The following is a 21,616-nucleotide window of genomic DNA, read 5'->3' as shown; positions in this document are numbered from 1 at the left end:
GTACCACCCCCGCCCACAAACATCCGCAGCCTCAATCCCCAGCTCGGTGCGCGATGAAGTGGCCCGGTGGTGTGATGCCATTCCTATGCCGGGCCGTCCGAGCCGAGCGACTGCTACCAGGCATACGGTGACCGCATCGTGCTGTTCCAGGGCGATCCGGCGCGGTTCACCTGCCACGGTGACACCATCCGCGACAGCGGCCTGCCGATTCTCGAATACGGCCGGTCGTTCCGTTAGGGGGAACTGCTCTGTGAGAGCCGGACTACCGGTATGAAGTGCGCGAATACCCGCACCGGCCAGTGGTTCGAACTCGCGCGAGAGGGGTATCGGCTGGGCTGACCACGCGGCCCTGCCGGGCAACTTCGATAGGTGGCGTCGCGCCCTCACATCCGCGACTGCGGTGCCACAGTTGGCGGCTGTCCGCGGTGCGGCGGTAGGCCGCATATATGTTCGTAGGTGCCGGTCGACGAGAGAGGGCGAGGTGCGATGCACTGGGATCAGATGAGTGCCACGCCCGATGAGCTGCTCGAGCGGGCGACGCGGGGGCGGCGCAGTGCCGGGCAGCTCGGGGTGCTCGCGTCGATTGTCGAGGCGGCCGACGGTCCGTGGCTCGGTGCGTTGGATGCCGATGGGCGGGGTGCGGCGGAGCTGAGGATGCATCTGGCCGGGCGGTATCGGCTCACGGCGGTGGTGACCAGTGCCGGGAAGTTCGACATCGTGCAGATGAACTCTGCGCCGGGCGGCGAGCGGGTGCTTTCGTCGAAGCCATCGGTCCGGCGCGGGTGGGATTCCGATGCGCCCATGCCGAAGCAGCCCGAGTGGCTCGACTACGTCGTGGAGTGGGTCGAGTCGGCAAGTTCGGAGGTCGATCGTCGCGCCGTCGTCGAGTGGCGGCTGCAGGGTGCCGACCGGAAGTTGGCGGCCATGCACGACACGGTCGAGAATCTGCGCGCCAGCCTGCGAGAACGCGAACAGCTGCGCGATGAACTGGCCGCCGAGGTCGCGGCGTTGCGCACCGAGCTGGAAACCCTCACCAGCGGTGAATGAGCGTCATTTCTTCCTGGCGCGATAGGCGGCGACGGCATTGCGGTTGCCGCACGCGGTGCTGCAGTAGCGACGGGATCGGTTGCGGGACAGGTCCAGCACGATGCCGTCGCAGTCGGCATCGGCGCAGCGGGACAGGCGGCTGAGCTCGTCGGTGCGGATCAGATCGATCATTGCCATCGCGGTTTCGACGGCGATGCGGACCGGCAGCGCGGCCTGCGGGGGCACCGCATGGATGTGGTAGTCGACATCGCCGTGCCGGACCAGCTGCGGCAGGGCTCGATGCTGCGCCAGGGTTTCGTTGATCAGCCGCACCGTCGTATCGCGATCGCTGGTCAGCATCCGGCGTAGCGGCGCGCGGATGGCCCGTACGGCAGCCAGCTCCGCGGCATCGCCGGAGTGCACGCCGGTGTAGGCATGTTTGACGAAGAACTCGGCGAGCTGGTCGATTTCGGTCAGCGTATCCGGTTCCTCCGCCGAATTCACCAGCTCGACCGCGGCGACCAGCGACGCTTCGGTGTCATGAGCAAAGACCATGTTGACATATTACGCGACCGATCTTAGCGTCATTCGTCATGGCGACGATGACTCATGACAGAGCCGGCCGGCGGCTGAGATCCGGACTGATCCTCGCGGTGCTGTCCGCATCCTCGTTCGGGCTGTCCGGACCGCTGGCCCGTGGCTTGATGAACGCGGGCTGGAGCTCGGCGTCGGTGGTGGCGGTGCGGGTGCTGGTCGCCGCGGCGGTGCTGGTGCCGTTCGCGGTGCTGCGGCTGCGGGGTGACTGGGAGCTGTTGCGCCGCAACGCATCCCTGATCGTCGCCTATGGCATGCTCGCCGTGGCCGGTACCCAGCTGGCCTATTTCAACGCCGTCGCGCATATGCAGGTCGGGGTCGCACTGCTCATCGAATACACCGCGCCGGTCGCCGTGGTGGGCTGGCTGTGGCTGCGCCATCGCCAACGTCCCGGTACCACAACGGTTTTCGGCGCATTACTGGGGATGACGGGCCTGGTGCTCGTCATCGATCTGCGCTCGGGTCCGATTGCGAGCGGGGTGGGCGTCGGGTGGGCGCTGGCCGCGATGGTCGGAGCCGCCGGTTATTTCGTGCTCTCCGCCCATGGTGATGGCACGCTACCGGGCACGGTGCTCGCGGCCGGTGGCCTGCTCGTCGGCGGACTCGCCCTGCTGGCGGCCGGCGCGGTCGGCATCGTCCCCCTGCATGCCAGCACCGATCCTGTTGTCTTCCAACACTTCACCGTCTCCTGGTGGCTTCCGGTGCTGGCGCTGGGCACGGTGACCGCCGCCATCGCCTATGTCACCGGCATCGCCGCCACCCGCCTGCTCGGCTCCCGCCTGGCCTCGTTCGTCGCCCTCTTCGAAGTTCTCGCCGCGCTGGCCTTCGCCTGGTCCCTGCTCGGCGAGGCTCCGCGTCCCGTCCAGTTGCTGGGCGGCGCGCTCATCCTCATCGGAGTCGTCATCGTCCGCCAGGGTGAATCCGACCCCGATACCGCGGTAGTCGACAGGTGAACGCCCCCGGCGGGATCCGCCGAGGGCGATACGGAACTACTGAGCGGCGCTCTCGCGCTTCGGCAGCTTCCAACCCGCCCGCGGGAAGTGGCAGGTGTAGCCGTCCGGGTAGCGCTCCAGGTAGTCCTGGTGCTCGGGCTCGGCCTCCCAGAACACACTCGCCGGGGTTACGTCGGTGACCACCGGGCCCGGCCACAGTCCCGATACATCGACGTCGGCGATAGTGTCCAGCGCGATCCGCTTCTGCTCGTCATCGAGGTAGAAGATCGCCGAACGGTAGCTGCTGCCGATATCGTTGCCCTGGCGGTCCTTCGTCGTCGGATCGTGGATCTGGAAGAAGAACTCCAGCAGCGCCCGGTAGTCGGTCAGCGCCGGGTCGTAGATGATTTCGATGGCCTCGGCATGCCCCGGGTGATTGCGATAGGTGGGGCGGTCGTTGTGCCCGCCGGTGTAGCCGACGCGGGTGGACAGCACTCCCGGCTGCCTACGAATCAGATCCTGCATGCCCCAGAAGCATCCGCCCGCGAGAATCGCCTTCCGCGTGTCGCTCACGCGTCCTCCTTCGTGAAAAGAGTTCGGTACTGCCCATAACCTTCCGCCTCGAGATCGTCGAGGTGGATGAACCGCAGCGCCGCCGAATTGATGCAGTAGCGCAGCCCGCCCGCCGCGCGCGGCCCATCGGTGAACACATGTCCGAGATGGCTGTCACCGTGCGCCGAACGCACCTCGGTGCGGATCATCAGATGACTGAGGTCCCGCTTCTCGACCACATTCTCGGCATCGATCGGCTTGGTGAAACTCGGCCACCCGCTGCCACTGTCGAACTTGTCGACCGAGGCGAACAACGGCTCACCGGACACCACGTCCACGTAGATGCCCGGCTCGTGATTGTCCCAGTATTCGCCGGTGAATGCCCGCTCGGTCCCGTTCGCCTGCGTGACCTGGTACTGCTCAGGCGACAGTGCGGCGATCGCCGCAGGATTCCGGTTGTATTCCCGTGCCACATGACCTCCTCATATCGGCCCCACGTACAACGGGTGTCCAGGCTCGGAAAGTCCCCATCCGGCCGCGCGTCACACTTTGGTCATGAATCCGGCCGGGAGCGGTTCGAACTGTCATTTCCGCAGTGGACGCACACCCCGGCTTCCTGCCAAGGTTCGCGACGATGCGGCGCAGGACGTTCGTCATCATGAACTCGCCGGTGATCCGGAACGGTCCGAGTACACCAGCCGATGTCCGGCGTCCCGATCAGCGCGAATTGGTTCGCGGCTCGGGGCCCACGATGGCGGTCCACCAGGCCGGTTCCCCGGTCGGCTCACCCGCTCATCGCGACCGCGGCGATACCCTGAGCATCACGCTGCGAGCCTGCACCCGTTCGGCGCAGCTGAGCTGACGAGTCGCCCCTTCCCACAAGGAGTTTCGGCGCTTGTGAGACGTTCTTATGCGAGATGGCATCACAACTCGAATCCGCTTCGTCTCGGCTTCGTCATCCGGCAGTCTCTCCTGCCTCCCTGGCCAGGGCGATGCCGAGAGCTCGGATCTGCTGCTTCACCCGGGGGCCCGCCTCTTCGTATGCCTTGGCCGCCGCGAGCCGTTCCTCCTCGCTGTCGTACATCCAGCCGGAGATAACAGCGGTACCGCCATCGCAGTATGCCGACCTACCCAAGACGTGTCGGACCCTCTCACGCACTACCTCATTGGGCGTTCCGCGGACTTCCAGGTCCGGATCCAGTAGCGGCGAAATATTCCTGAGCAACCTCCACAGTACCCCCTGTGGTGCAACCAGAAATGCAACGAGATTGAGATTTATCATCTAATACCTCCTCTGTTGAATGGCGCAGCTATCTAGCTATCAGTGCCATTCGCAGTCGTGACATATAGCGTGAAGTACGGCTGGTATACATACCGATAGCGAGTATCAGATGGGTCGTGCACGAGAAGAGGATCAGCACCCAGGGGGTATCGCTCAATACTATGTCGGGGTGAAATATCCACGGAAAAGCATTTGGTTCACGCAAATTGAAGGTGTGGATCCTGGCGCCACCCTGAATCAATGCGGCATACGCCACGACCGCGATCGAATTGGCGACCGCCCAGGCGATCATTGCGGCAGTGATCAGCGAAGATCGCGCCGCGTTGCCGCCGACGAACCGAGACACGACCCACGCCGAGATGATGGCCGGTGTGCCAAAGATAATGACCGACCAGGGGTTGGGGCCGGTTATCTTGCTGAGGACTGTGTCGTGAATTCGGCTGATCGCCCACGCCATGCCGGCGATGTAAAGAGACAGCAGTGTGACAATTGCGATGTTACCTGGTGGACGTTCTCGAAACTCCAACTTCGCAACTGGGACGATGAACCCATAGCGGACCGTGTCATAGCGGAGTGTGAGGGAGCTGATCTGACGAGCGTAGACATGGACAAAATTCGACCCGAGGCCATTTGATATGAGCATCGGGGACGCGCCTTTGCTGGTAACTCCCAGCTTGACGCTACCGTTGAGGTCGTTCGAACTAATGGCGAGCGCAATGCAGCGGCGCTCGATTCCGCGTTTCCATCCGCCGGTGCCGCCGCGGTGTCGGTCACGTTTTTCGAGGGCAGCTAATGTTCCTCGATAGGTGCGACGTTTGCCCGTCCGTGCAGCTTTCATTTTATCTTTGATGTCCGCCGAGTTGACGAGCGCCAATTTTACATTGTACAAGTACATTCCGGGTGGTGCCGACAGATCCAAGTGATAGCTCTGTGCCTCGAGTGCGAGCGGCATCACCAAGGTGAGGTTGCGATGCTGCAGGCCGAGCCGTGTCCGCAGCCGCTCGTATACGTTGGAGGTTCGGTCATGGGCGATAATTCTGTGCTCGACCGCGAGATGCTGCCATTCCGATCCGCCGTGGTCGGGTGCGATGACCCAAATGACCCAGTCCTCGCAGAGCTCTTCCACCAGACGAATGAATTGATCGATTTCCTGAGAGGTCGCCTTCTTGCTTTGCGCCATCTGTTCTTGCAGTGCGTCGAGATAGTGGTGCAGCTGGAACTTGGACCGGCGATCCGAGTCGCTGCTTCGATACTTCGGATATTCCGAAATCACCGCACTGAGAATGCTGAGCCAAACCGTATCATTCGTATCGATAGCATTGCCCACCAACGCGGTCAACTTTCGGGTGAGCGCATAGGCGACCAGACCCTGCCCGCTGTCGAACGGAAGGGCGGAGGTCCGCTTGTCTCCGAACTTGAAAACCAGATCGTTGACCGGTGCCCCCTTGCGTAATCTCACCGCTGGGATGATTCGTTCACTGCCTGTCAGGCCGGACGGCAACTCGACGCGCTTCAGAATCTTGTGCATATAGTAGTCGCCATTCTCCATCTCGATGGCGTGACCGACGCGACGGTTGAAAGTATGTGGCGATACGAGGTGATCGATCGCCGAGGAAAGCGCTTTATCGGGTAGTTTGGTCGCAGCGGTAAGGTAGGTGTGGATTTTTCGCTTACCTTGGCACTCTGTCGGCAACATGATGCCCCACTGGCCGAAGAAACGAGCTTCGCGGCCATAGAATTTTCGTGCCCACCGCCGAACCGAACGCTCGTCGGCGAGAATGCGAATGATCACACCGATCAATGCTGCGAAAGTCAGCGTCCAAACATATCCGGCATAGGAAGAGTGTGCTTCGAAAAGTGCCGGGAAGAGGAGTAGATAAATGAATATCTGCGGAACGGTAACCGCAAGTATCACCAGGCTCGCCTGTTCGAGCAGATGAGTGATGCGGCGCGGCCAGATGCCGGCCGATATGCCGCCGACGGGATCGGTACCCAATCGAGGCTCGCGTGGCCTATCGAATGATTCGAACGGCAGAGTGCTGCCAACAGGGGGCGTCGCTGCAGTTGGAATCGTTGTTGTTCTATTGCTCATGCATAACCCGGATCGGACACCACGTGATCGCTGTGTCGACAAAGTCCCCCGTAGCGGGGCATATCGCAATGCCACCACGGCGATGCCGCAACCGGGCCTCCTCCCGTATGCCGTTCACGTTGCGCCGTCCCGATCCGGCGGGCCTTGACTTTGCTGCCGCTCGACAGGACCTCCACTGTACTTGCATCGATGGCGACACGCGCAGAACACTATGAAGAATCTACATATCGGTAACGTGTAAAGAATGCCTACCAGTAGGTAATGTTTCACCTCGCAAAATTCGGAATATTCATACTTTCTATAACTAATCTACGAATATCGGGGTTATGTGGTCCGCTGAGAAGCGAACACCCTGGGCCGTACGCGAAGCCGCCGCCTCGTTCGTAGAACGCTCAGTTGCAGTTGACCAGTCGTCTGCAGCCGAACAGGTTCCCGGCATAGGGTTCAGACATGACGAGCAACCCGTTCTTCGAGCGCAGTGCGCTGCCATGTGAACTTCCGTCGTTCGCCGAGATCGGTGAGGAGCACTATCTGCCCGCGTTCGAACGGGGAATGGCGGAGCAATTGGCCGAGGTGGCCGCCGTCACCTCGGTCGATGAGGCGCCGACCTTCGCGAATACGATTGTGGCACTGGAACGTTCGGGGGCCGTGCTGACTCGGGTGTCCAATGTGTTCTTCAATATCGTCGGCTCCGATTCCACGGCGGGAACCGACGCGATCGAGGCCGAGGTGTCGCCGCGCTTGGCGGCGCATTGGGATGCGATCTATCTCGATCCCGCGCTCTTCGGACGCGTCGATGACCTCTATCGGCGCAAGGACGAGCTGGAATTGGATCCCGAGGATACGAGGCTGTTGGAGCGGTACCACATTCGGTTCGTGCGGGCCGGGGCCCGCCTGGATGCGGTGGGACAGGCACGGCTGCGTGAACTGAATGCCGAACTCGCCACGGCGGCAACGGAATTCGGTCAGAACATGCTGGCGGCCACCAACGGTGCGACGGTGCTGGTCGAGCATGCCGAGGAGTTGGCGGGGCTGGGACCGGCGGCGGTGGCGGCGGCCGCCGAGAACGCGCGGTCGCTGGGGCAGGACGGGGCGTGGGCACTGCGTCTGCAGAACGTTTCCAATCAACCCGTTTTGGCAGAGTTGGCCGATCGGGCGGTGCGGCGACGGGTGATGGCGGCCTCGCTGGGGCGTGGGCTGGACGACAACGGCCCGCTCGCGGTGCGGATGGCAGCGCTGCGGGCCGAGCGGGCGGCATTGCTCGGGTATTCCGACCACGCGGCGTATGTGGTTGCGGATCAGACCGCGAAAACCGCTGCGGCGGTGGAGGAAATGCTGGGACGGCTGGTGTCGCCCGCAGTGGCCAATGCCGAGCGGGAGGCGACCGAACTCGCGGAGACGATGCGGACCAGCGGCGACGACGGTGAGCTCGAATCCTGGGATTGGCAGTTCTGGTCGGAGCAGGTTCGGGCCGAGCGGTTTTCGGTGGACGTGGAGGCATTGCGTCCCTATTTCGAGCTCGAGCGGGTCTTGCGCGATGGCGTATTCTTCGCCGCCGAGCAGGTATACGGGATCACCGTCCGTGAGCGCGAGGATCTGGTCGGGTATCACCCGGAGGTCCGGATCTTCGAGGTGTTCGATGCCGACGGCACCGCACTCGGGTTGTTCCTCGGCGACTTCTTCGCGCGGCCGTCGAAGCGCGGCGGTGCGTGGATGAACGAATTGGTCGGTCAGTCACGGCTTTTGGGGACACGACCGGTGGTGGTCAACAACCTCAATATCGTCAAGCCACCCGCGGGCGAACCCGCGCTGCTCACCTGGGACAACGTCCGGACGCTGTTCCATGAGTTCGGGCATGCGCTGCACGGCCTGTTCTCCGATGTGCGGTATCCGTTCTTCGCCGGAACCGCAGTGCCGCGAGATTTCGTCGAATTCCCCTCGCAGGTGAACGAGATGTGGATGTCGCGACCGGACGTGCTGGCCAACTACGCCAGGCATATCGAAACCGGCGAACCGATGCCCGCCGAACTCGTCGAACGCATGGCGGCCGCCGAGCGATTCGGCAAGGGCTTCAAAACCGTCGAATACCTCGGCGCGACGCTGCTGGACTGGGCGTGGCACCGCATACCCGCACCCGAGGCACTGGCCGGGACCGATGCCGAGACCTTCGAGGAGCAGGCACTGCGCAAGGCGGGCCTGGCCATTGATGCGATCCCACCGCGATACCGCACCGGATACTTCGCCCACATCTTCTCCGGCGGCTATGCCGCGGGCTACTACGCCTACATCTGGAGCGAGGTCCTCGACGCCGACACCGTCGAATGGTTCAACGAAGGCGACGCATCGATCCGCGAAAAGGGTGAGCTGTTCCGCCGCGAACTGCTCTCCGGCGGCGGCTCGGTAGACCCCATCGAGGCCTTCGAATCCTTCCGCGGCCGAACCCCCGAAATCGCCCCTCTCCTCATCCGCCGCGGCCTGCTCGACTGACCGGCGTCCTCGAGTGCTATACCTGGCGAATTCCGTCGCGGCGTGCGGATTCAGAGCGCTGGAACCGGCTGTGGTGCGGTCGGTTCCAGCGCCGGTCGGCTATCCGAACAAGCCGCCGAGGACGCCGCCGCTTTGACCGGCCTCCTGGCCGCCGCCGGTGCCGCCGATGAGACCGCCGGGGGGCAGTTCGGAGGGCTGGACGATGACGAAGCCGCGGCCGGAGAAGGACAGGGTCAGGCCCTCGCCGGTGCTGCGGCCGATGAGGCGGCCGAGGCCGAAGGAGTCGTTGCGTTTGATGCCGGTGGACAGGCTCGACGACCAGGCGACGGCGGCCTGCGGGTCGGCGTAGGTGGGCTGGTCGACATTGAGGACGACCGGCGAGCCGTGGGTGGTGATGGCGATGCGGCCGCGCCCGGTGAAGACGCAGTTGAAGAAGCCCGCGTTGCTGGCGAAACCGGCTGCGCCCTGCACCCTTTGGATGTTGTAGGACAGCGATGTATCGAAGGCGAGCACATTCGCGCCATTGATGGTGAGGCCGTCGGTGCCGTCGAGGTCGACGGTGTGCACATCGGCGGCGGCATTGGCCAGGAACAGATCGCCGCGGCCGGAGACCTGCATCAGCGGTACACCCTCACCGGTGAGGCGCTGCTGGATGGCGCGGCCGATGCCGCCCGAACCGAGGGCCTTGAAGTGCAGGTCACCCTGGTAGGCGACCATCGATCCGGCCCGCGCCATTGTCTCCCCATTGACGGCGACCTTGATCATCTTGCCGCCCTGCTTCTGGATGCCGATGCCGTTTACTTCGGCGTGGGTCGGATTGAACAGTTCGCTCTGCATCGGCAGCGCTCCTTGCTGAGGTGAATGCATCGGTGGGGGCGGCGGCACCGCGCCGGGCGGGGGATAGGCGGGCGGCGCGGAATATCCGGCCGCGGGCTGCGCCGGAGCAGGTGGCGGCATGGTGGGCGCGGGCGGCGTCTCGGGTTCATCGTCGATATTCACACCGAACGCGGTCGCGATCCCGGCCAGCCCATTGTCAAAGCCCTGCCCGACGGCGCGCACCTTCCACGCACCGCCGCGCCGGTAGATCTCCACGCACACCACGGCAGTCTCGGTGCTGAGCCCGGTCATCGGGAAGGTCAGTGTCCCGGTATCGGATCCGATCGTCGCGGTGAGCGAACTCGCGCCCGCGAAGGTCGGCGGGCCGTTGCCGTCGAGGCTGGCCGTGACCACGACCTTGTCGACATCGCCGGGCAGCGCGGAGGTCACCACATCCACCATGTCGCCCGCGCCGCGCCCATGCCGGTAGGTGACACCGGGGCCGACCGGCTGATTGAAGAAGACGAAGTCGGCATCGGAGCGGACCCGCCCGTCGGCCCCGAGCAGCAGCGCCGACACATCGACCGGTGCGGCACAGGTGACGGTCACGGTCATCCGATCGCCGGGCGCGGGTCGATTCTCCCCGCGAGCGAGTGCGGTCACGGCGGACCGCCCCGGTCGATATGTCCGAGTGGCATGCGATTCACGGGATCAAGTGTGTCCCGAGTCCGGTCCGCGCGCCACTATCCCCGGCGCGTTCGACGATGTCGTGGTCACCGCCGCTGCGGTCCGTAGCCCTTCAGGTCTGGCCACGGCGGTCTGCGCAGCACCGCGAGTGTGGCGATGACCGCGGCCAGCAGGCCGATCAGCTCACCGAGCAGCGTGATTCGCGTCGCATCGACCGCGGGCGTCCACATGACCTGCCCGTCGTGAACGACGAATAAGCCGACCGGGTGCGTGCCGCGCAGTAAGCCGCCGGTCCGGGTGACGGTGATGACGGTTGCGCCATCGGAAGTCTCGTATGGTTGACCGTAGACGAGCGCATCATCCTCGACCGCCGGACGCCGAATCAGCTGGTTTCGAAGCATTTACTCCACCCCTTTGTTCTGGAACCGGCTGCTGCACAAACCCCTTGGAGTATCGACGGGACGGCGGGAGGTGGCAAGCCGCGCCACGGTGTATGTCCAGCTGTGGGGCTAGGGGATGAGGTCGGATGTGGTACCAAGTTGCGGGATCGAGGGTGAGAGGCGAGTGGGTTCGGGTGGCGAGATTTGTGCGGTGGTTGGTGCTGGTGGCGGTCGGGGCCGCGCTGATCATCGTGCCGGGGGCCCAGGTCGACCCGGCCCTGCGGTTCGCGCACCAGCGGCTGCACTGGAAGTCGTGCGGTATCGAGGATTTGGACAAGGCGGGGGCCGAATGCGCCGATGTGCTCGTACCGCTGGACTATCTGCGGCCCTACGATCGCACACTGACGGTGGCGATCTCCCGGGTCAAGGCCACCGATCCGGGCCAGCGCCAGGGAATCCTGCTCGCCAACCCGGGCGGTCCTGGCGCATCGGGTTTGGACAGTGTGGATCTGCTCGGTGACGTGCTCTCACCGCAGGTGCGGGCGCGTTTCGATCTGATCGGCATGGATCCGCGCGGTGTCGGCGAGTCCGGACGAACTCCGCGCTGCGGGTGGCCCGTCGGCGAAATGATCCATTCGGCCGGTCTGGATCCGGCGGGCTTCGCGCGCGAAACCGCATTGGCGGCGAATATGGCCGCCAGCTGTGTTGCCGACGATCCGGTGAAAGTTCGCCAGCTCACCACCCGCAATACCGCCCGCGATATGGATATCATCCGAGCCTCCTTGGGCGAACCGAAGATCAGCTACTTCGGCGTCTCCTATGGCACCTATCTCGGCGCGGTATTCACCCAGATGTTCCCGGAGCGCAGCGACCGGATCGTGCTGGACAGCGCGATCGATCCGGACCGGTATTGGGAGGGCCTCGTGCAGGACTGGGGCGCCTCGGACGAGCGAGCGATCGATGACTGGTCGAATTGGGTTGCGGGACAGGACGATACCTATCACTTCGGCACTACCCCGGCCGACGTGCGTGCCACGCTGACCGAGCTCATGGCCGCGGCCGCCCGGCAGCCGATCGTGATCGACGATTTCCCGATCGATGATCATTGGCTGCCATTTCTATTGCACAACATGGTGACCGACTCCCGACGCAACCAGGCGCTGGCCGAGACGATTCGGGAGATCGCGGACGCGGTGGGCGGTCCGCCCGTGGCGGCGCGAGCGCCGCGGCTGCACATCGTGCTGCAGGCGTTGCGATCCGAGGAGAACTCCGTACTGGCCCAGATCGCCTGCGGCGATGCCGCGGCGCCAACCGATCCGGCCTGGTACTCGAGGAATATCGAAGCCAGCCGCGCCAGCCAACCGATCTTCGGGGCGCTCGCCAACAATATCCAGCCGTGCGCGTACTGGCCGAGACCCGTCGAACCAGCCACCACCGTTCGGAATTCGGTTCCCGTGCTCGTCCTGCAGGCGACCGGGGACGCCAGGACCCCGTATGACCACGGTGTTCGGCTACATCAGCACCTGACCGGATCGCGCCTGGTCACACTGCACGATGTCCGCATCCACATGACATTCCGGCCCGATCTGAGTGCCTGCGTGAACAATGCGATCAATACCTACTACGTATCGGGTGTTCTGCCCGCCGCAGATATCACCTGCCATGCCGATCGAACAGCCGAATAGGCATCAACCCGGCACCACCGCCCACGAGTGATACGTCGACGCCGCATTCCACAGGAAGAAGCTATTGGTTCCGGCGGCCGCCGCGGCATCGATCTGCGCCTTGACCTCGCCGTCACCATAGTTCACCCCGAGGCTGAAATCCTGCAGCCACGGAATGACCTTGGCCCCGGTGCCTTCGGTCTGCCCGAAGAAGTCGGCCAATGACCGGAACACGATGTCATAGGGCTGCGAGTTGGGATTGCCGACACCGTACTCACCCGGATTCCAGTGCGAGGGATAGAGCATCGGCGCCACGTAGTCCACGTACCGAGCGATCGACGGAATGTCCTGTGCGATCTCATCCGGCCGGGTCGCGGCGATACCGAATACCGCGGCGCCGAGGTTGGCGCCCTTATCGCGCACCGGATCCCGGCTCTCGTGCAGGAACTCCGCGATGGATGCGCTCGGGGTTTCGGTCAACCCGGGGAACTGCATCTGCGACAGCGGACCGTCCGGTCGCCGGACATAGTCGTACATAATGCCGTCGAATCCCAGCTCGGCCGCCTCGCTCGCGAGATCGATATTGTATTTGCGGATTTCGGGATTCGCGAAGTTGGTGAAGGCGATCGCACCGTACTTACTGGCATACGGTTGGCCGGACGGGCTCTGGATGACCCAGTCCGGATGTCCTTCGCGCCAGGCCCATCCGGCCAGGGTCGGGTCACGGAATGCGACGATCCGTCCGACCACGCGCAGATTCATCTCGTGCAGTTGCCGCAGTGCGGCGCGCACATCGTAGATCCCGGCGGCGGCACCGGTTTGCCGTGCCAGCGGCACCTGCGAGTCGTAGCCGATAATCCCGTCCTCGTCCTTGATATCGAGCTGAACGGTGTCGATTCGTCCCGCACGCGCCATATCCAGCACGGGTTCACGCAAGCCCGCATAGGCCCATCCGTACGCGGTCATATGTACGGCTTTGACCCTGGGCACGTCGACCGATGTCGTAATGGCCTGCGTCGCCTTATTTCCCGCGGCATCGACCGCGACCACCTCGCCGCCGACCGGCGCGCGGGGCAGTGTGATCTCGAACGAACCGTCCGCGGCCGGCGTCACCGACTGGGCGCCGACCGACACCCGCACGGCACCGGATTCCTTGCCGCGCACCGTGATCGGCTGACGATACGATGCGGCCCTGCCCGGCTGGGTCAGTTCGAGTTTCGGCGCTTCGGCATCCACGGTGAAGGTCGCGGTGGCCCCCGGACCGGTGCTCAACAGGCCGAGTATGCCCCCGCGCGGGATCTCGGCGATGAACCTGTGATCGCCGTCGGTGAGGTGTCCGGGGCGGTACACCACGGTGTCACCCTCGACGGTGCCGGTTACCGCTTTGCCGTCGAGTTCGAGTCGCATGGCATGGGGGTCGTGGCCGTGCGCGTCCACCCGCAACGCGAGACCGGCCAGTGCGTTCGCGTTCACCACCCCATCCGGTAGTCCGGACAGTGCCAAACCCGCGGGTTCGGCCCGATTGGCGCCGATGATCACGGATGCGATGAGAATTGATAAAGCCGCGGTAACCGCTATTGCCGCCAGCCGCCATCGTCCGGTAATTCGGACCAATTTGTCCAACGCGCACACCAACTTTCATCTGTCGCTATCGCCTAACTATCTACCTCAGATAGCGCTCGTGGGCGCACATATTCCGATTCGCAACCGAGATTCCCTGCCGCCGCGTACCGTTCCAACGGTGGTGCGACGCGTGGCTATCGGAGCTCGGGTTGTCCTGTCCGCCTTGATATTCGCGACCGTCACCGCATGCGGTTCGGCGGCCGGTCCCGTTCCCGCGGCCGTCGACATCGCCCCTGCTCCGGCGGCGACACCGATGCCCGACCCAGCTGCCGTGGGTGCCAACGAGCTGGGCCTTGTGCCGATCCTCATGTACCACCAGGTGACACCGGCACCGGCGGGCGAATACGACCAGACGCCGGAGAAGTTCCGCGCCGAACTCGAACGGCTCTACCGCGAGAACTATCGGCCGGTGACGGTCGCCGACTACATCGCCGGTCGCATCGATATCCCCGCCGGCACCCACCCGGTGGTGCTCACCTTCGACGACTCCACCCGCACGCAGCTCCGCTTCGCCGAGGACGGAAAGCTGGCCCCCGACACGGCCATCGGAATTCTGGAGGAGTTCCGCGCGCGTCATCCGGACTTCGCACCCACCGCGACCTGCTATGTCAACAATGACCCGTTCGCCGATGACGGCCGCGCACTGCCCTGGCTGGCCGCGCACGGCTACGAAATCGGCGCCCACACCGCGGACCATGCCAACCTCGCCGGTCTGGACAGTACCGGCGTCCAACGGGAACTCGCCGCGAACGTGCGCGCGATCGAATCCGCGGTGCCCGGCTATCGCGTGCGCACCATGGCGTTACCGCTCGGCATCTTCCCGCGCGAGCGCGGCCTCGCCACCGCGGGCAGCTGGGACGGTGAGCCCTACACCTTCGAGGCCGTGCTGCTGGTCGGCGCCGAGCCAGCGCCGTCTCCCTTCGGCCGGGTCGATCCCGCCGGTATTCCGCGCATCCGATCCGGTAGGAATGAGGTCGACTTCGCCGCGGCCTACTGGCTCGATCGCCTCGACCAGCATCCGGACCAGCGCTTCACCTCCGACGGCAACCCGAACAAGATCTCGGTCCCCAAACAGCTTGCCGATGAACTGGATCCGCGCTGGCGCGACCGGTCCAATCCCTATTGACAAACAGAGATGCAAGTATGCTGAGAGTTTGCGGGACCGGTCCCGGCGTACTGGACTCTCGGTCAGCTCGGGGGCGCGGTTCGGTCGGGTCGCCGCGAACAAGCGGGTGGGCCTGCTCAGTGTCGAGCAGATCTGGGGATCGGTCCGAATCACGCCGAACCGGTGATGATCTTCGGCTGCGGCCGAGCTGTGGCCGGCGATCCGGTGCAGTGTCGCCGGGATCCGCTGAGCCGCTGAGGGGTTCGAGGATCGACTATCCGATTCGGTGATGGCTCGGTGTCGGTCGTCCGGCAACCGATCACCAGCCCGTTTCGAGCTGGGTGGCCCTATGTATATTAGCCACCGCAACGAGTTACAGGCGATCAGCGAGTGGGGGCAGATCACCTGTGGCGCAGTGTGCCAACTCGCTCGACCGGCTCGACTCAGGTTTCGAGAGAACTTCCATCACGCACAGCCGATCAGAACTAGGGCTCAAAATATGACGAATGCGACCACCCAGGCACCGGCAACGCCGCCGGACCTGGATGCCGGTGAGGGTACGTCACTGTCGCACCGGCAGATCCTGACCATCCTGTCCGGTCTGTTGCTCGGCATGTTCCTCGCCGCGCTCGATCAGAACATCGTGAGCGTCGCCATTGTGCGGATCGCCAACAGCCTGGACGGATTCGATGAACAGGCCTGGGCAACCACGGCGTATCTGATCACCGCGACGATCACCACGCCGCTCTACGGCAAACTGGCCGATATCTACGGCCGAAAGCCGTTCTACCTGACCGCGATCGGGCTGTTCGTCATCGGCTCGGTGGCCTGCACCTTCGCGACCTCGATGTACGAACTCGCCGGATTCCGCGCCTTCCAGGGACTCGGTGCCGGCGGGCTGATGTCGCTGGCCTTCACCATCATCGGTGATATCGTGCCCGCCCGGGAGCGGGTGCGCTACCAGGGCTATTTCATGATGGTCTTCGGTACCGCCACCGTGCTCGGGCCGGTATTGGGCGGCTTCTTCTCCAACTACGACCAGCTCTGGGGTGTCGAGGGCTGGCGCTGGGTGTTCCTGGTCAATGTGCCGATCGGTGTGCTCGCGCTCGGTGTGGTCGCCAAGGTGCTCAATGTGCCGCATCAGCGTCAGCAGCACCGCATCGACTGGTTCGGCGCGGTCGCGTTGACCATCTGCGTGGTGCCGCTGCTGATCGTCGCCGAACAGGGCCGGGATTGGGGATGGGGTTCGCAGCGCGCGCTCATCTGCTACGGGATCGGTGCGGCCGGGTTGCTGCTGTTCGTGCTCGTCGAATTCCTGATGAAGGACGCGGCGCTGATTCCGTTGCGGCTGTTCAAGAATTCGACCTTCAGCGTGACCATCGCGGGCGGGTTCATCGTCGGTGTCGCGATGTTCGGCGCGATCGTGATGGTGCCGCAGTACTTCCAGGTGGTGCGCGGGTATTCACCAACCAAATCGGGTCTGCTGATGCTGCCGCTCGTGGTCGGCATCATGTTCGGCTCGCAACTCGCCGGGCTGATCACCAAATTGACCGGGCGCTACAAGCTCCTGCCGGTGATCGGAACCTTCGTCATCGCGGTCGGGTCGGCCCTGTACGGGCAGGTGCACTACGACAGCCCGCTATGGCAGCCGCTGGTCTACGGCGGTGTCATCGGCTTCGGCCTCGGTGGCTGTATGCAGACGCTGATCATCGCGGCGCAGAATGCGGGCCCGCGTTCGGATATGGGTGTTTCGACCGCATCGGCGACCTTCTTCCGGCAGATGGGCGGCACCCTGGGCGTCGCGGTATTCCTGACCATCCTGTTCAATCTGTTGCCGCACCGGATCATCGATGCGTTCGGCGGAACGCTGCCCGCCGGATTCGATGCCACGCAGCTGAGCACCATGCAGAGCAACACCAGTGGGATCGCGGCGCTGCCGGACGAACTGAGGGTGCCCATCCTGATCGGGTTCACCGATGCCATGCACGGCGTCTTCTATGTCGCATCGGGTGTCGCATTGCTGGCCTGTCTGGTGTTGATATTCATGAAAGAGATTCCACTGCAGGACAATCCGGTGCCCACGCCGGAGCCGATCACCTTGGATGCCGAACTCAGCTGGGCCGAGGCGCAGGTCTGGGAGGGGGCCGCGGAGGTGGTCTCCGAGCCCGAACCGGTGCTTGCGGGTGCGCTCAGCAGACATGTTTCGGTGGAGCACGATGGCAACGGTGTGTATGTGGCCGCGGTTGTGCCGCAGTCGTTTTCGAGCGGCGAATACGAAGGCCGCACGATCGGCGGGCGGATCGGGCGTGCGGACGGCAGACCGGTGCCGGGGGCGGTGCTGACCCTGATCGACCAACGCGGCAAACAGGTTTCGCGGACGACCGGCGATGCCGACGGCGGTTACCTCATCGGTGCGCCCGCGGCGGGCAACTATGTCTTGATCGCCTCGGCGACCGGACATCGACCGGAGGCGGTCAGCGTGGCCGTCGGACAACGATCGCAGCTGCTGGAGCTGACCCTCACCGGTTCCGGTGAATTGTCGGGCGTGGTCCGCTCGGCCGGTCGCGGGATTCCACTATCCGGTGCCACCGTCACACTGACCGATACGCACGGCGAGGTCGTCGGGGCCGCCATTACCGCGGGCGACGGCGCCTACTCCTGTCACGGCGTCGTCTCGGGCACCTACACCCTGGTGGCCGTCGCCGAGCACATGCGCCCGAGCGCGACCACACTCACCGTGCCCGACAGCGGTCTGCTGCACCACGATATCGATATGGCATCGATGGCCGTGCTCGCCGGATCGGCCTGGGCCGAGGGCGACCGAGCCGTTCCGGATATCCAGATCACCGTCCTCGACGCGGCCGGAGATCTGACCGCCACCGCCCGCACCGACGCCAATGGCCGATACCTGGTCACCGACCTGGCCGAGGGCCAGTACACGGTCATCGCCCGCGGCTATCCACCGATCCGCAGCCGAGTCACGGTCTCCGGCGGCGAAGTCACCCACGACGTCCGTCTCGCCTACGAGCCCGACGACGCGGAGAACGTCTAGTCCCGCGCCGCCATCAGCCGCCCGATGCTGCGCATCAGGTCGAGGTTGTCGGCGGCAGTCAGACGTGCGCCAGCACCTCCGCGGCGATCCGCTCCATCTGCGCCGCCTCGTCGAAAAGCAAGTTGATCAGGATCATTTCGGCACCGGCCGCGACCACCTCGCGCAGACCTTGCACGCAGTCCTTCGGCGTTCCGTGCACCGCGACCGGCAGCAGGGTCTTACCGAATTCGCCGTAGAAATCGATCAGGGTGGCGGCCATGCGCTGCTCGGCCCGCAGGGGGTCGTCGTCCACCGCGATGTAGACGCGCTTGGCAATGCGGAAATCCGCTGGGGCGCCGGAGGTTTCGGTTAGCGTTTCGCGCACGAACCGCACCTGCTCGGCGAACTTCGCCGTCGTGGTCGAGCCCGCACCGAAGAATCCGTTGCCGTGCCGGATCGCGCGCCGCAGCGCGGCGGGCGTGCTGCCGCCGAACCACAGTGGGGGATAGGGCTTCTGGAACGGTTTGGGTTCCATGGTGGCACCCGAGAGCTGCCAGAACTCGCCGTCGATATCGATCCGAGGCTGGGTCCAGAGCGCCTTCATGACCCGCAGGTGCTCGTTGAAGCGGGTGACCAGGTTGTCGGCGGGGTCGACGTCGAAGGCGGAGAACATCCGGTTGCGGCCGCCGATGCCGACGCCGATCTCCAGCCGTCCGCGGGTGAGCTGATCCAGGGTGCTGATGCGCTTGGCCAGGTGGACCGGGTTGTGCAGCGGCGTCACGAATACCGCGCAACCGAAGCGCAGGCGCTGGTTGAGGGCGGCGGCGAAGGTCAGCAGTTCGATCGGACTCAGATTGGGTGCCGAGCCGAGCAGTTGCTCGGTCGTCCACACGCTTTCGAAGCCGAGCGCTTCGGCTCGGTCCAGATAAGCCCGCAGGTCGTCCGGTTGGAAGGTGCCGTCGGGAATCAGCTGCGGGACCGAGATGGCGTATCGCATCATCCGAGCCTAGTCCGTGTCCTCACCACCCAGCCGAGCGATCGTGATACAGACTTGAACATGCCGGTAATTCGACTGTAACCGCCCGGCGAGCCGAAATGCCGCCCGTATGGATAATTATCCGAAAGTCGTTATCCCAGAGAGGAAATCACCGCCGTGCGGCAGATCTGCAGAGCCGTCTTCCTGGACGCTGACCACGAGTTGATCGGGTATTTGGAACCCAAGGTCGGGTTCATGAAACAGGCCTGGATCGGCGACGATTTCGTCCAGGGGGTGGAGCGCCTGTTGACGGTGCCGACCCGCGTGGTGTGGGCCGGACCGCAGCCTCATCCGCCGGGCGTACCGACCGATGAGAGCATGTATGACAAGGCCGCCTCCGTCGCCCCGCTCGTGGCGCCGCGGTTCGGCTTCATCGGCCGCTACATCCTCAACCACGACAAACGCATCTACGTGGACAAGGCAGCGGTGCTGGGCGGCGACGACCGTGAGCGCATCCACCCGCTGCCGATGCTGACCGCCGACGGCACCGGTTGCGAGGGCGGCCACACCGGCGCTGATGCCGCGCTGGTCGGTGCGTGGGCGGGGGACCGGATCTCGCTGAGCGCCACCGTGCCCACCGGATTCGAGCCGCTGAAGTACGACCTCGTGCCGAACTAGCCCATGGTCGACCACGGTCGACCATATCCGCTCGACGCGTGATACGGAGCCATCCCATGCAGGTGCGTTACAGCCCTTGGGAACCCACTCCGGTCACGCCGCGCCGACTCATCCTCGCCCGCGCGCCAACCGGGTGAGCTCGATGACCATCCGGTCGATTTCATCGCAGGTGTTATCGAACGCGAAGGACGGCCGCACGGTCGCTTCCACACCGATGCGCTCGACGTACTCGATGGCGCTGCCCGATCCGACCGCGTCCGCGATATTCCCGGTGCCCGCCTCGAATCGACCGGGCGGCGGCTGGAACAGCGAACGCTGGCAGTTCTCAATCGAATTCGACTTCCCAGCGCTTGATTCCATTGAGCCAACCGGAGCGCAGATGTTCGGGCTCGGCGACCTGGCGCAGATTGGGCATGGTGTCGGCGATCGCATTGAACATCAGGTCGATCTCGAGGCGAGCCAGATTCGCGCCGAGACAGTAGTGCGTGCCCGCGCCGCCGAAGCCGACATGCGGGTTGGGATCGCGCAGGATGTCGAAGTCGAAGGGATTCGCGAAGGCGTCCTCGTCGAAATTCGCCGAGCTGTAGAACAATCCGACGCGCTGGCCCTTGCGGATCCACTGTCCGCCGAGTTCGACATCGCGGGTCGCGGTCCGCTGGAATACCGAGACGGGCGTGGCCCAGCGGACGATCTCATCCGGTGCGGTGCGCGGGCGCAGCTGCTTGTAGAGCTCCCATTGGTCCGGATGATCGACAAACGCCTTCATACCGTGCGTGATCGAGTTGCGGGTGGTTTCGTTCCCCGCCACCGACAGCAGAATCACGAAGAACGCGAACTCGTCCGACCCCAGATGTTCGCCGTCGATATCGGCGTTCACCAATTGCGTCACGATATCGTCGGCCGGGCAGGCGCGCCGCTGCTCGGCCATGGTCCAGGCATAGCCCGTCAGTTCGAGCTGTGCGGTCGTCGCGTCGCTCGCGTACTCGGGATCATCGGCTCCGATCATCTGGTTCGACCAGGTGAACAGCTTCTTGCGATCCTGCTGTGGCACCCCGAGGAGTTCGGCGATGGCCTGCAGCGGCAATTCGCACGCGACCTGCTCCACGAAATCACCGCTGCCGGACTTCTTGGCATCGTGCACAATTCGGGTGGCGCGCTCGGTGAGTGCGGCACGCAGGCCCTCTACCGCCCGCGGCGTGAAGCCCTTGGAAACGATGCGCCGGTTCTTGGTGTGCACCGGCGGGTCCATATTGAGCAATATCAGCCGCTGCATATCGATCTGCTCGCGGGTGATGTCGGGCTGGTAGCGGATGATCGCGCTGTTCTCGGTCGAGGAGAAGATCTCCGGATGCTTCGAAATCTCTTTGATATCTTCGAGTTTCGTTACCGCCCAGTAGCCGCCGTCATCGAAACCGCTGGATCGGTCGTGTTGGGCGCACCACCAGACCGGAGCGGTCCTGCGCAGCTCCGCGAATTCCTCGGTTGGCCTGCGTTTCGCCCACAGATCCGGATCGGTGAGATCGAATCCGACGGGAATCGACGGCGTGGCCATGGCCACCTCCCAGAGGTAGAACGCGTTCTACACTCGATTGAAGCACAGTGCGTTGCCGTGCAGAGGTGAAACGCCTGTGCGTCCCCGGTGTGACGCGCGTTCGCGGCGAGGTTGTCGCAGCTCGGAGACGGTTTCGGCG

Annotated in this window: 18 protein-coding genes and 1 pseudogene; 8 read left to right on the top strand and 11 right to left on the bottom strand. The window is 64.5% G+C overall.

Annotation, left to right across the window (positions count from 1 at the left end; genetic code table 11):
- The first annotated feature begins 501 nt into the window (after positions 1 to 501).
- Complete coding sequence (locus tag ACQP0C_RS26885) at positions 502 to 1,047, top strand: hypothetical protein (protein WP_433724287.1); 546 nt, start codon at positions 502 to 504, stop codon at positions 1,045 to 1,047.
- Positions 1,048 to 1,050: 3 nt separating this feature from the next.
- Here the strand turns inward: ACQP0C_RS26885 and ACQP0C_RS26880 are convergent, their stop codons facing one another.
- On the bottom strand, positions 1,051 to 1,581 hold the full coding sequence (locus ACQP0C_RS26880; protein ID WP_433724285.1) for a CGNR zinc finger domain-containing protein: 531 nt from the start codon (positions 1,579 to 1,581) through the stop codon (positions 1,051 to 1,053).
- A 38-nt stretch (positions 1,582 to 1,619) separates the two neighbouring features.
- On the opposite strand from ACQP0C_RS26880, the gene ACQP0C_RS26875 reads away from it, so the two are divergent.
- On the top strand, positions 1,620 to 2,573 hold the full coding sequence (locus tag ACQP0C_RS26875) for an EamA family transporter (RefSeq protein ID WP_433724283.1): 954 nt from the start codon (positions 1,620 to 1,622) through the stop codon (positions 2,571 to 2,573).
- A 36-nt stretch (positions 2,574 to 2,609) separates the two neighbouring features.
- On the opposite strand, the gene msrA is transcribed toward ACQP0C_RS26875, so the two are convergent.
- Both msrA and msrB read right to left on the bottom strand, forming a co-directional pair.
- Positions 2,610 to 3,125, bottom strand: coding sequence for a peptide-methionine (S)-S-oxide reductase MsrA (gene msrA / locus ACQP0C_RS26870; RefSeq protein WP_433724281.1), 516 nt, complete (start codon positions 3,123 to 3,125; stop codon positions 2,610 to 2,612).
- Complete coding sequence (msrB, locus tag ACQP0C_RS26865; RefSeq protein ID WP_433679094.1) at positions 3,122 to 3,577, bottom strand: peptide-methionine (R)-S-oxide reductase MsrB; 456 nt, start codon at positions 3,575 to 3,577, stop codon at positions 3,122 to 3,124. Before msrB ends, msrA begins: the two co-directional genes overlap by 4 nt.
- Before the next feature lie 161 nt (positions 3,578 to 3,738).
- Here msrB and ACQP0C_RS26860 point away from each other — a divergent pair, with 161 nt between their 5' ends.
- On the top strand, positions 3,739 to 3,966 hold the full coding sequence (locus ACQP0C_RS26860) for a hypothetical protein (RefSeq protein ID WP_433724279.1): 228 nt from the start codon (positions 3,739 to 3,741) through the stop codon (positions 3,964 to 3,966).
- Between the two features lie 93 nt (positions 3,967 to 4,059).
- On the opposite strand, the gene ACQP0C_RS26855 is transcribed toward ACQP0C_RS26860, so the two are convergent.
- Both ACQP0C_RS26855 and ACQP0C_RS26850 read right to left on the bottom strand, forming a co-directional pair.
- Positions 4,060 to 4,386, bottom strand: coding sequence for a hypothetical protein (locus ACQP0C_RS26855; RefSeq protein WP_433724277.1), 327 nt, complete (start codon positions 4,384 to 4,386; stop codon positions 4,060 to 4,062).
- A 28-nt stretch (positions 4,387 to 4,414) separates the two neighbouring features.
- Entirely contained in the window at positions 4,415 to 6,382 is a 1,968-nt protein-coding gene (locus tag ACQP0C_RS26850) for a hypothetical protein (protein ID WP_433724275.1), read from the bottom strand.
- Positions 6,383 to 6,928: 546 nt separating this feature from the next.
- Here ACQP0C_RS26850 and ACQP0C_RS26845 point away from each other — a divergent pair.
- Positions 6,929 to 8,965: a M3 family metallopeptidase gene (locus ACQP0C_RS26845; RefSeq protein WP_433724273.1), complete on the top strand. Its 2,037-nt coding sequence runs from the start codon at positions 6,929 to 6,931 to the stop codon at positions 8,963 to 8,965.
- A 99-nt stretch (positions 8,966 to 9,064) separates the two neighbouring features.
- On the opposite strand, the gene ACQP0C_RS26840 is transcribed toward ACQP0C_RS26845, so the two are convergent.
- Both ACQP0C_RS26840 and ACQP0C_RS26835 read right to left on the bottom strand, forming a co-directional pair.
- Complete coding sequence (locus tag ACQP0C_RS26840; protein ID WP_433734663.1) at positions 9,065 to 10,396, bottom strand: AIM24 family protein; 1,332 nt, start codon at positions 10,394 to 10,396, stop codon at positions 9,065 to 9,067.
- A gap of 158 nt (positions 10,397 to 10,554) precedes the next feature.
- Positions 10,555 to 10,869: a hypothetical protein gene (locus ACQP0C_RS26835; protein WP_433724271.1), complete on the bottom strand. Its 315-nt coding sequence runs from the start codon at positions 10,867 to 10,869 to the stop codon at positions 10,555 to 10,557.
- 173 nt (positions 10,870 to 11,042) lie between these two features.
- Between ACQP0C_RS26835 and ACQP0C_RS26830 the strand changes: the two genes are divergently transcribed.
- Complete coding sequence (locus ACQP0C_RS26830) at positions 11,043 to 12,533, top strand: alpha/beta fold hydrolase (RefSeq protein ID WP_433724269.1); 1,491 nt, start codon at positions 11,043 to 11,045, stop codon at positions 12,531 to 12,533.
- 3 nt (positions 12,534 to 12,536) lie between these two features.
- Here ACQP0C_RS26830 and ACQP0C_RS26825 read toward each other — a convergent pair whose 3' ends face one another.
- Entirely contained in the window at positions 12,537 to 14,051 is a 1,515-nt protein-coding gene (locus ACQP0C_RS26825; RefSeq protein ID WP_433724267.1) for a putative glycoside hydrolase, read from the bottom strand.
- Between the two features lie 214 nt (positions 14,052 to 14,265).
- Here ACQP0C_RS26825 and ACQP0C_RS26820 point away from each other — a divergent pair, with 214 nt between their 5' ends.
- The gene (locus ACQP0C_RS26820) at positions 14,266 to 15,261 is read left to right on the top strand and encodes a polysaccharide deacetylase family protein (protein WP_433724265.1); all 996 of its coding nucleotides are present in this window, start codon (positions 14,266 to 14,268) and stop codon (positions 15,259 to 15,261) included.
- A 478-nt stretch (positions 15,262 to 15,739) separates the two neighbouring features.
- The gene (locus ACQP0C_RS26815; protein ID WP_433724263.1) at positions 15,740 to 18,292 is read left to right on the top strand and encodes an MFS transporter; all 2,553 of its coding nucleotides are present in this window, start codon (positions 15,740 to 15,742) and stop codon (positions 18,290 to 18,292) included.
- A 58-nt stretch (positions 18,293 to 18,350) separates the two neighbouring features.
- On the opposite strand, the gene ACQP0C_RS26810 is transcribed toward ACQP0C_RS26815, so the two are convergent.
- Positions 18,351 to 19,268, bottom strand: a complete 918-nt coding sequence (locus tag ACQP0C_RS26810) for an LLM class flavin-dependent oxidoreductase (protein WP_433724261.1) — start codon at positions 19,266 to 19,268, stop codon at positions 18,351 to 18,353.
- Positions 19,269 to 19,424: 156 nt separating this feature from the next.
- Between ACQP0C_RS26810 and ACQP0C_RS26805 the strand changes: the two genes are divergently transcribed.
- Positions 19,425 to 19,925, top strand: coding sequence for a hypothetical protein (locus ACQP0C_RS26805; protein WP_433724259.1), 501 nt, complete (start codon positions 19,425 to 19,427; stop codon positions 19,923 to 19,925).
- 108 nt (positions 19,926 to 20,033) lie between these two features.
- Here the strand turns inward: ACQP0C_RS26805 and ACQP0C_RS26800 are convergent.
- Both ACQP0C_RS26800 and ACQP0C_RS26795 read right to left on the bottom strand, forming a co-directional pair.
- A pseudogene (locus ACQP0C_RS26800) lies at positions 20,034 to 20,243 on the bottom strand (aminotransferase class V-fold PLP-dependent enzyme); the annotation flags it as partial.
- A gap of 7 nt (positions 20,244 to 20,250) precedes the next feature.
- A complete protein-coding gene (locus ACQP0C_RS26795; RefSeq protein ID WP_433724257.1) occupies positions 20,251 to 21,477 on the bottom strand; it encodes a cytochrome P450 in 1,227 nt (408 codons plus the stop codon).
- Positions 21,478 to 21,616: the final 139 nt, after the last annotated feature.

This window comes from Nocardia sp. CA-129566 (genome assembly GCF_050956075.1).
Taxonomy (GTDB): Bacteria; Actinomycetota; Actinomycetes; order Mycobacteriales; family Mycobacteriaceae; genus Nocardia.
The sequence above is the reverse complement of the archived record's forward strand: the minus strand, read 5'-3'. Positions and strand labels throughout refer to the sequence as shown.

What these genes read in the sequence shown, in the direction of transcription:
- ACQP0C_RS26885 (WP_433724287.1), top strand. Translation starts at nt 502, where the DNA reads ATGAGTGCCACGCCCGATGAGCTGCTCGAGCGGGCGACGCGGGGGCGG.
- ACQP0C_RS26880 (WP_433724285.1), bottom strand. Translation starts at nt 1,581, where the DNA reads ATGGTCTTTGCTCATGACACCGAAGCGTCGCTGGTCGCCGCGGTCGAG.
- ACQP0C_RS26875 (WP_433724283.1), top strand. Translation starts at nt 1,620, where the DNA reads ATGGCGACGATGACTCATGACAGAGCCGGCCGGCGGCTGAGATCCGGA.
- ACQP0C_RS26860 (WP_433724279.1), top strand. Translation starts at nt 3,739, where the DNA reads ATGCGGCGCAGGACGTTCGTCATCATGAACTCGCCGGTGATCCGGAAC.
- ACQP0C_RS26855 (WP_433724277.1), bottom strand. Translation starts at nt 4,386, where the DNA reads ATGATAAATCTCAATCTCGTTGCATTTCTGGTTGCACCACAGGGGGTA.
- ACQP0C_RS26845 (WP_433724273.1), top strand. Translation starts at nt 6,929, where the DNA reads ATGACGAGCAACCCGTTCTTCGAGCGCAGTGCGCTGCCATGTGAACTT.
- ACQP0C_RS26840 (WP_433734663.1), bottom strand. Translation starts at nt 10,396, where the DNA reads ATGACCGTGACCGTCACCTGTGCCGCACCGGTCGATGTGTCGGCGCTG.
- ACQP0C_RS26835 (WP_433724271.1), bottom strand. Translation starts at nt 10,869, where the DNA reads ATGCTTCGAAACCAGCTGATTCGGCGTCCGGCGGTCGAGGATGATGCG.
- ACQP0C_RS26815 (WP_433724263.1), top strand. Translation starts at nt 15,740, where the DNA reads ATGACGAATGCGACCACCCAGGCACCGGCAACGCCGCCGGACCTGGAT.
- ACQP0C_RS26810 (WP_433724261.1), bottom strand. Translation starts at nt 19,268, where the DNA reads ATGCGATACGCCATCTCGGTCCCGCAGCTGATTCCCGACGGCACCTTC.
- ACQP0C_RS26795 (WP_433724257.1), bottom strand. Translation starts at nt 21,477, where the DNA reads ATGGCCACGCCGTCGATTCCCGTCGGATTCGATCTCACCGATCCGGAT.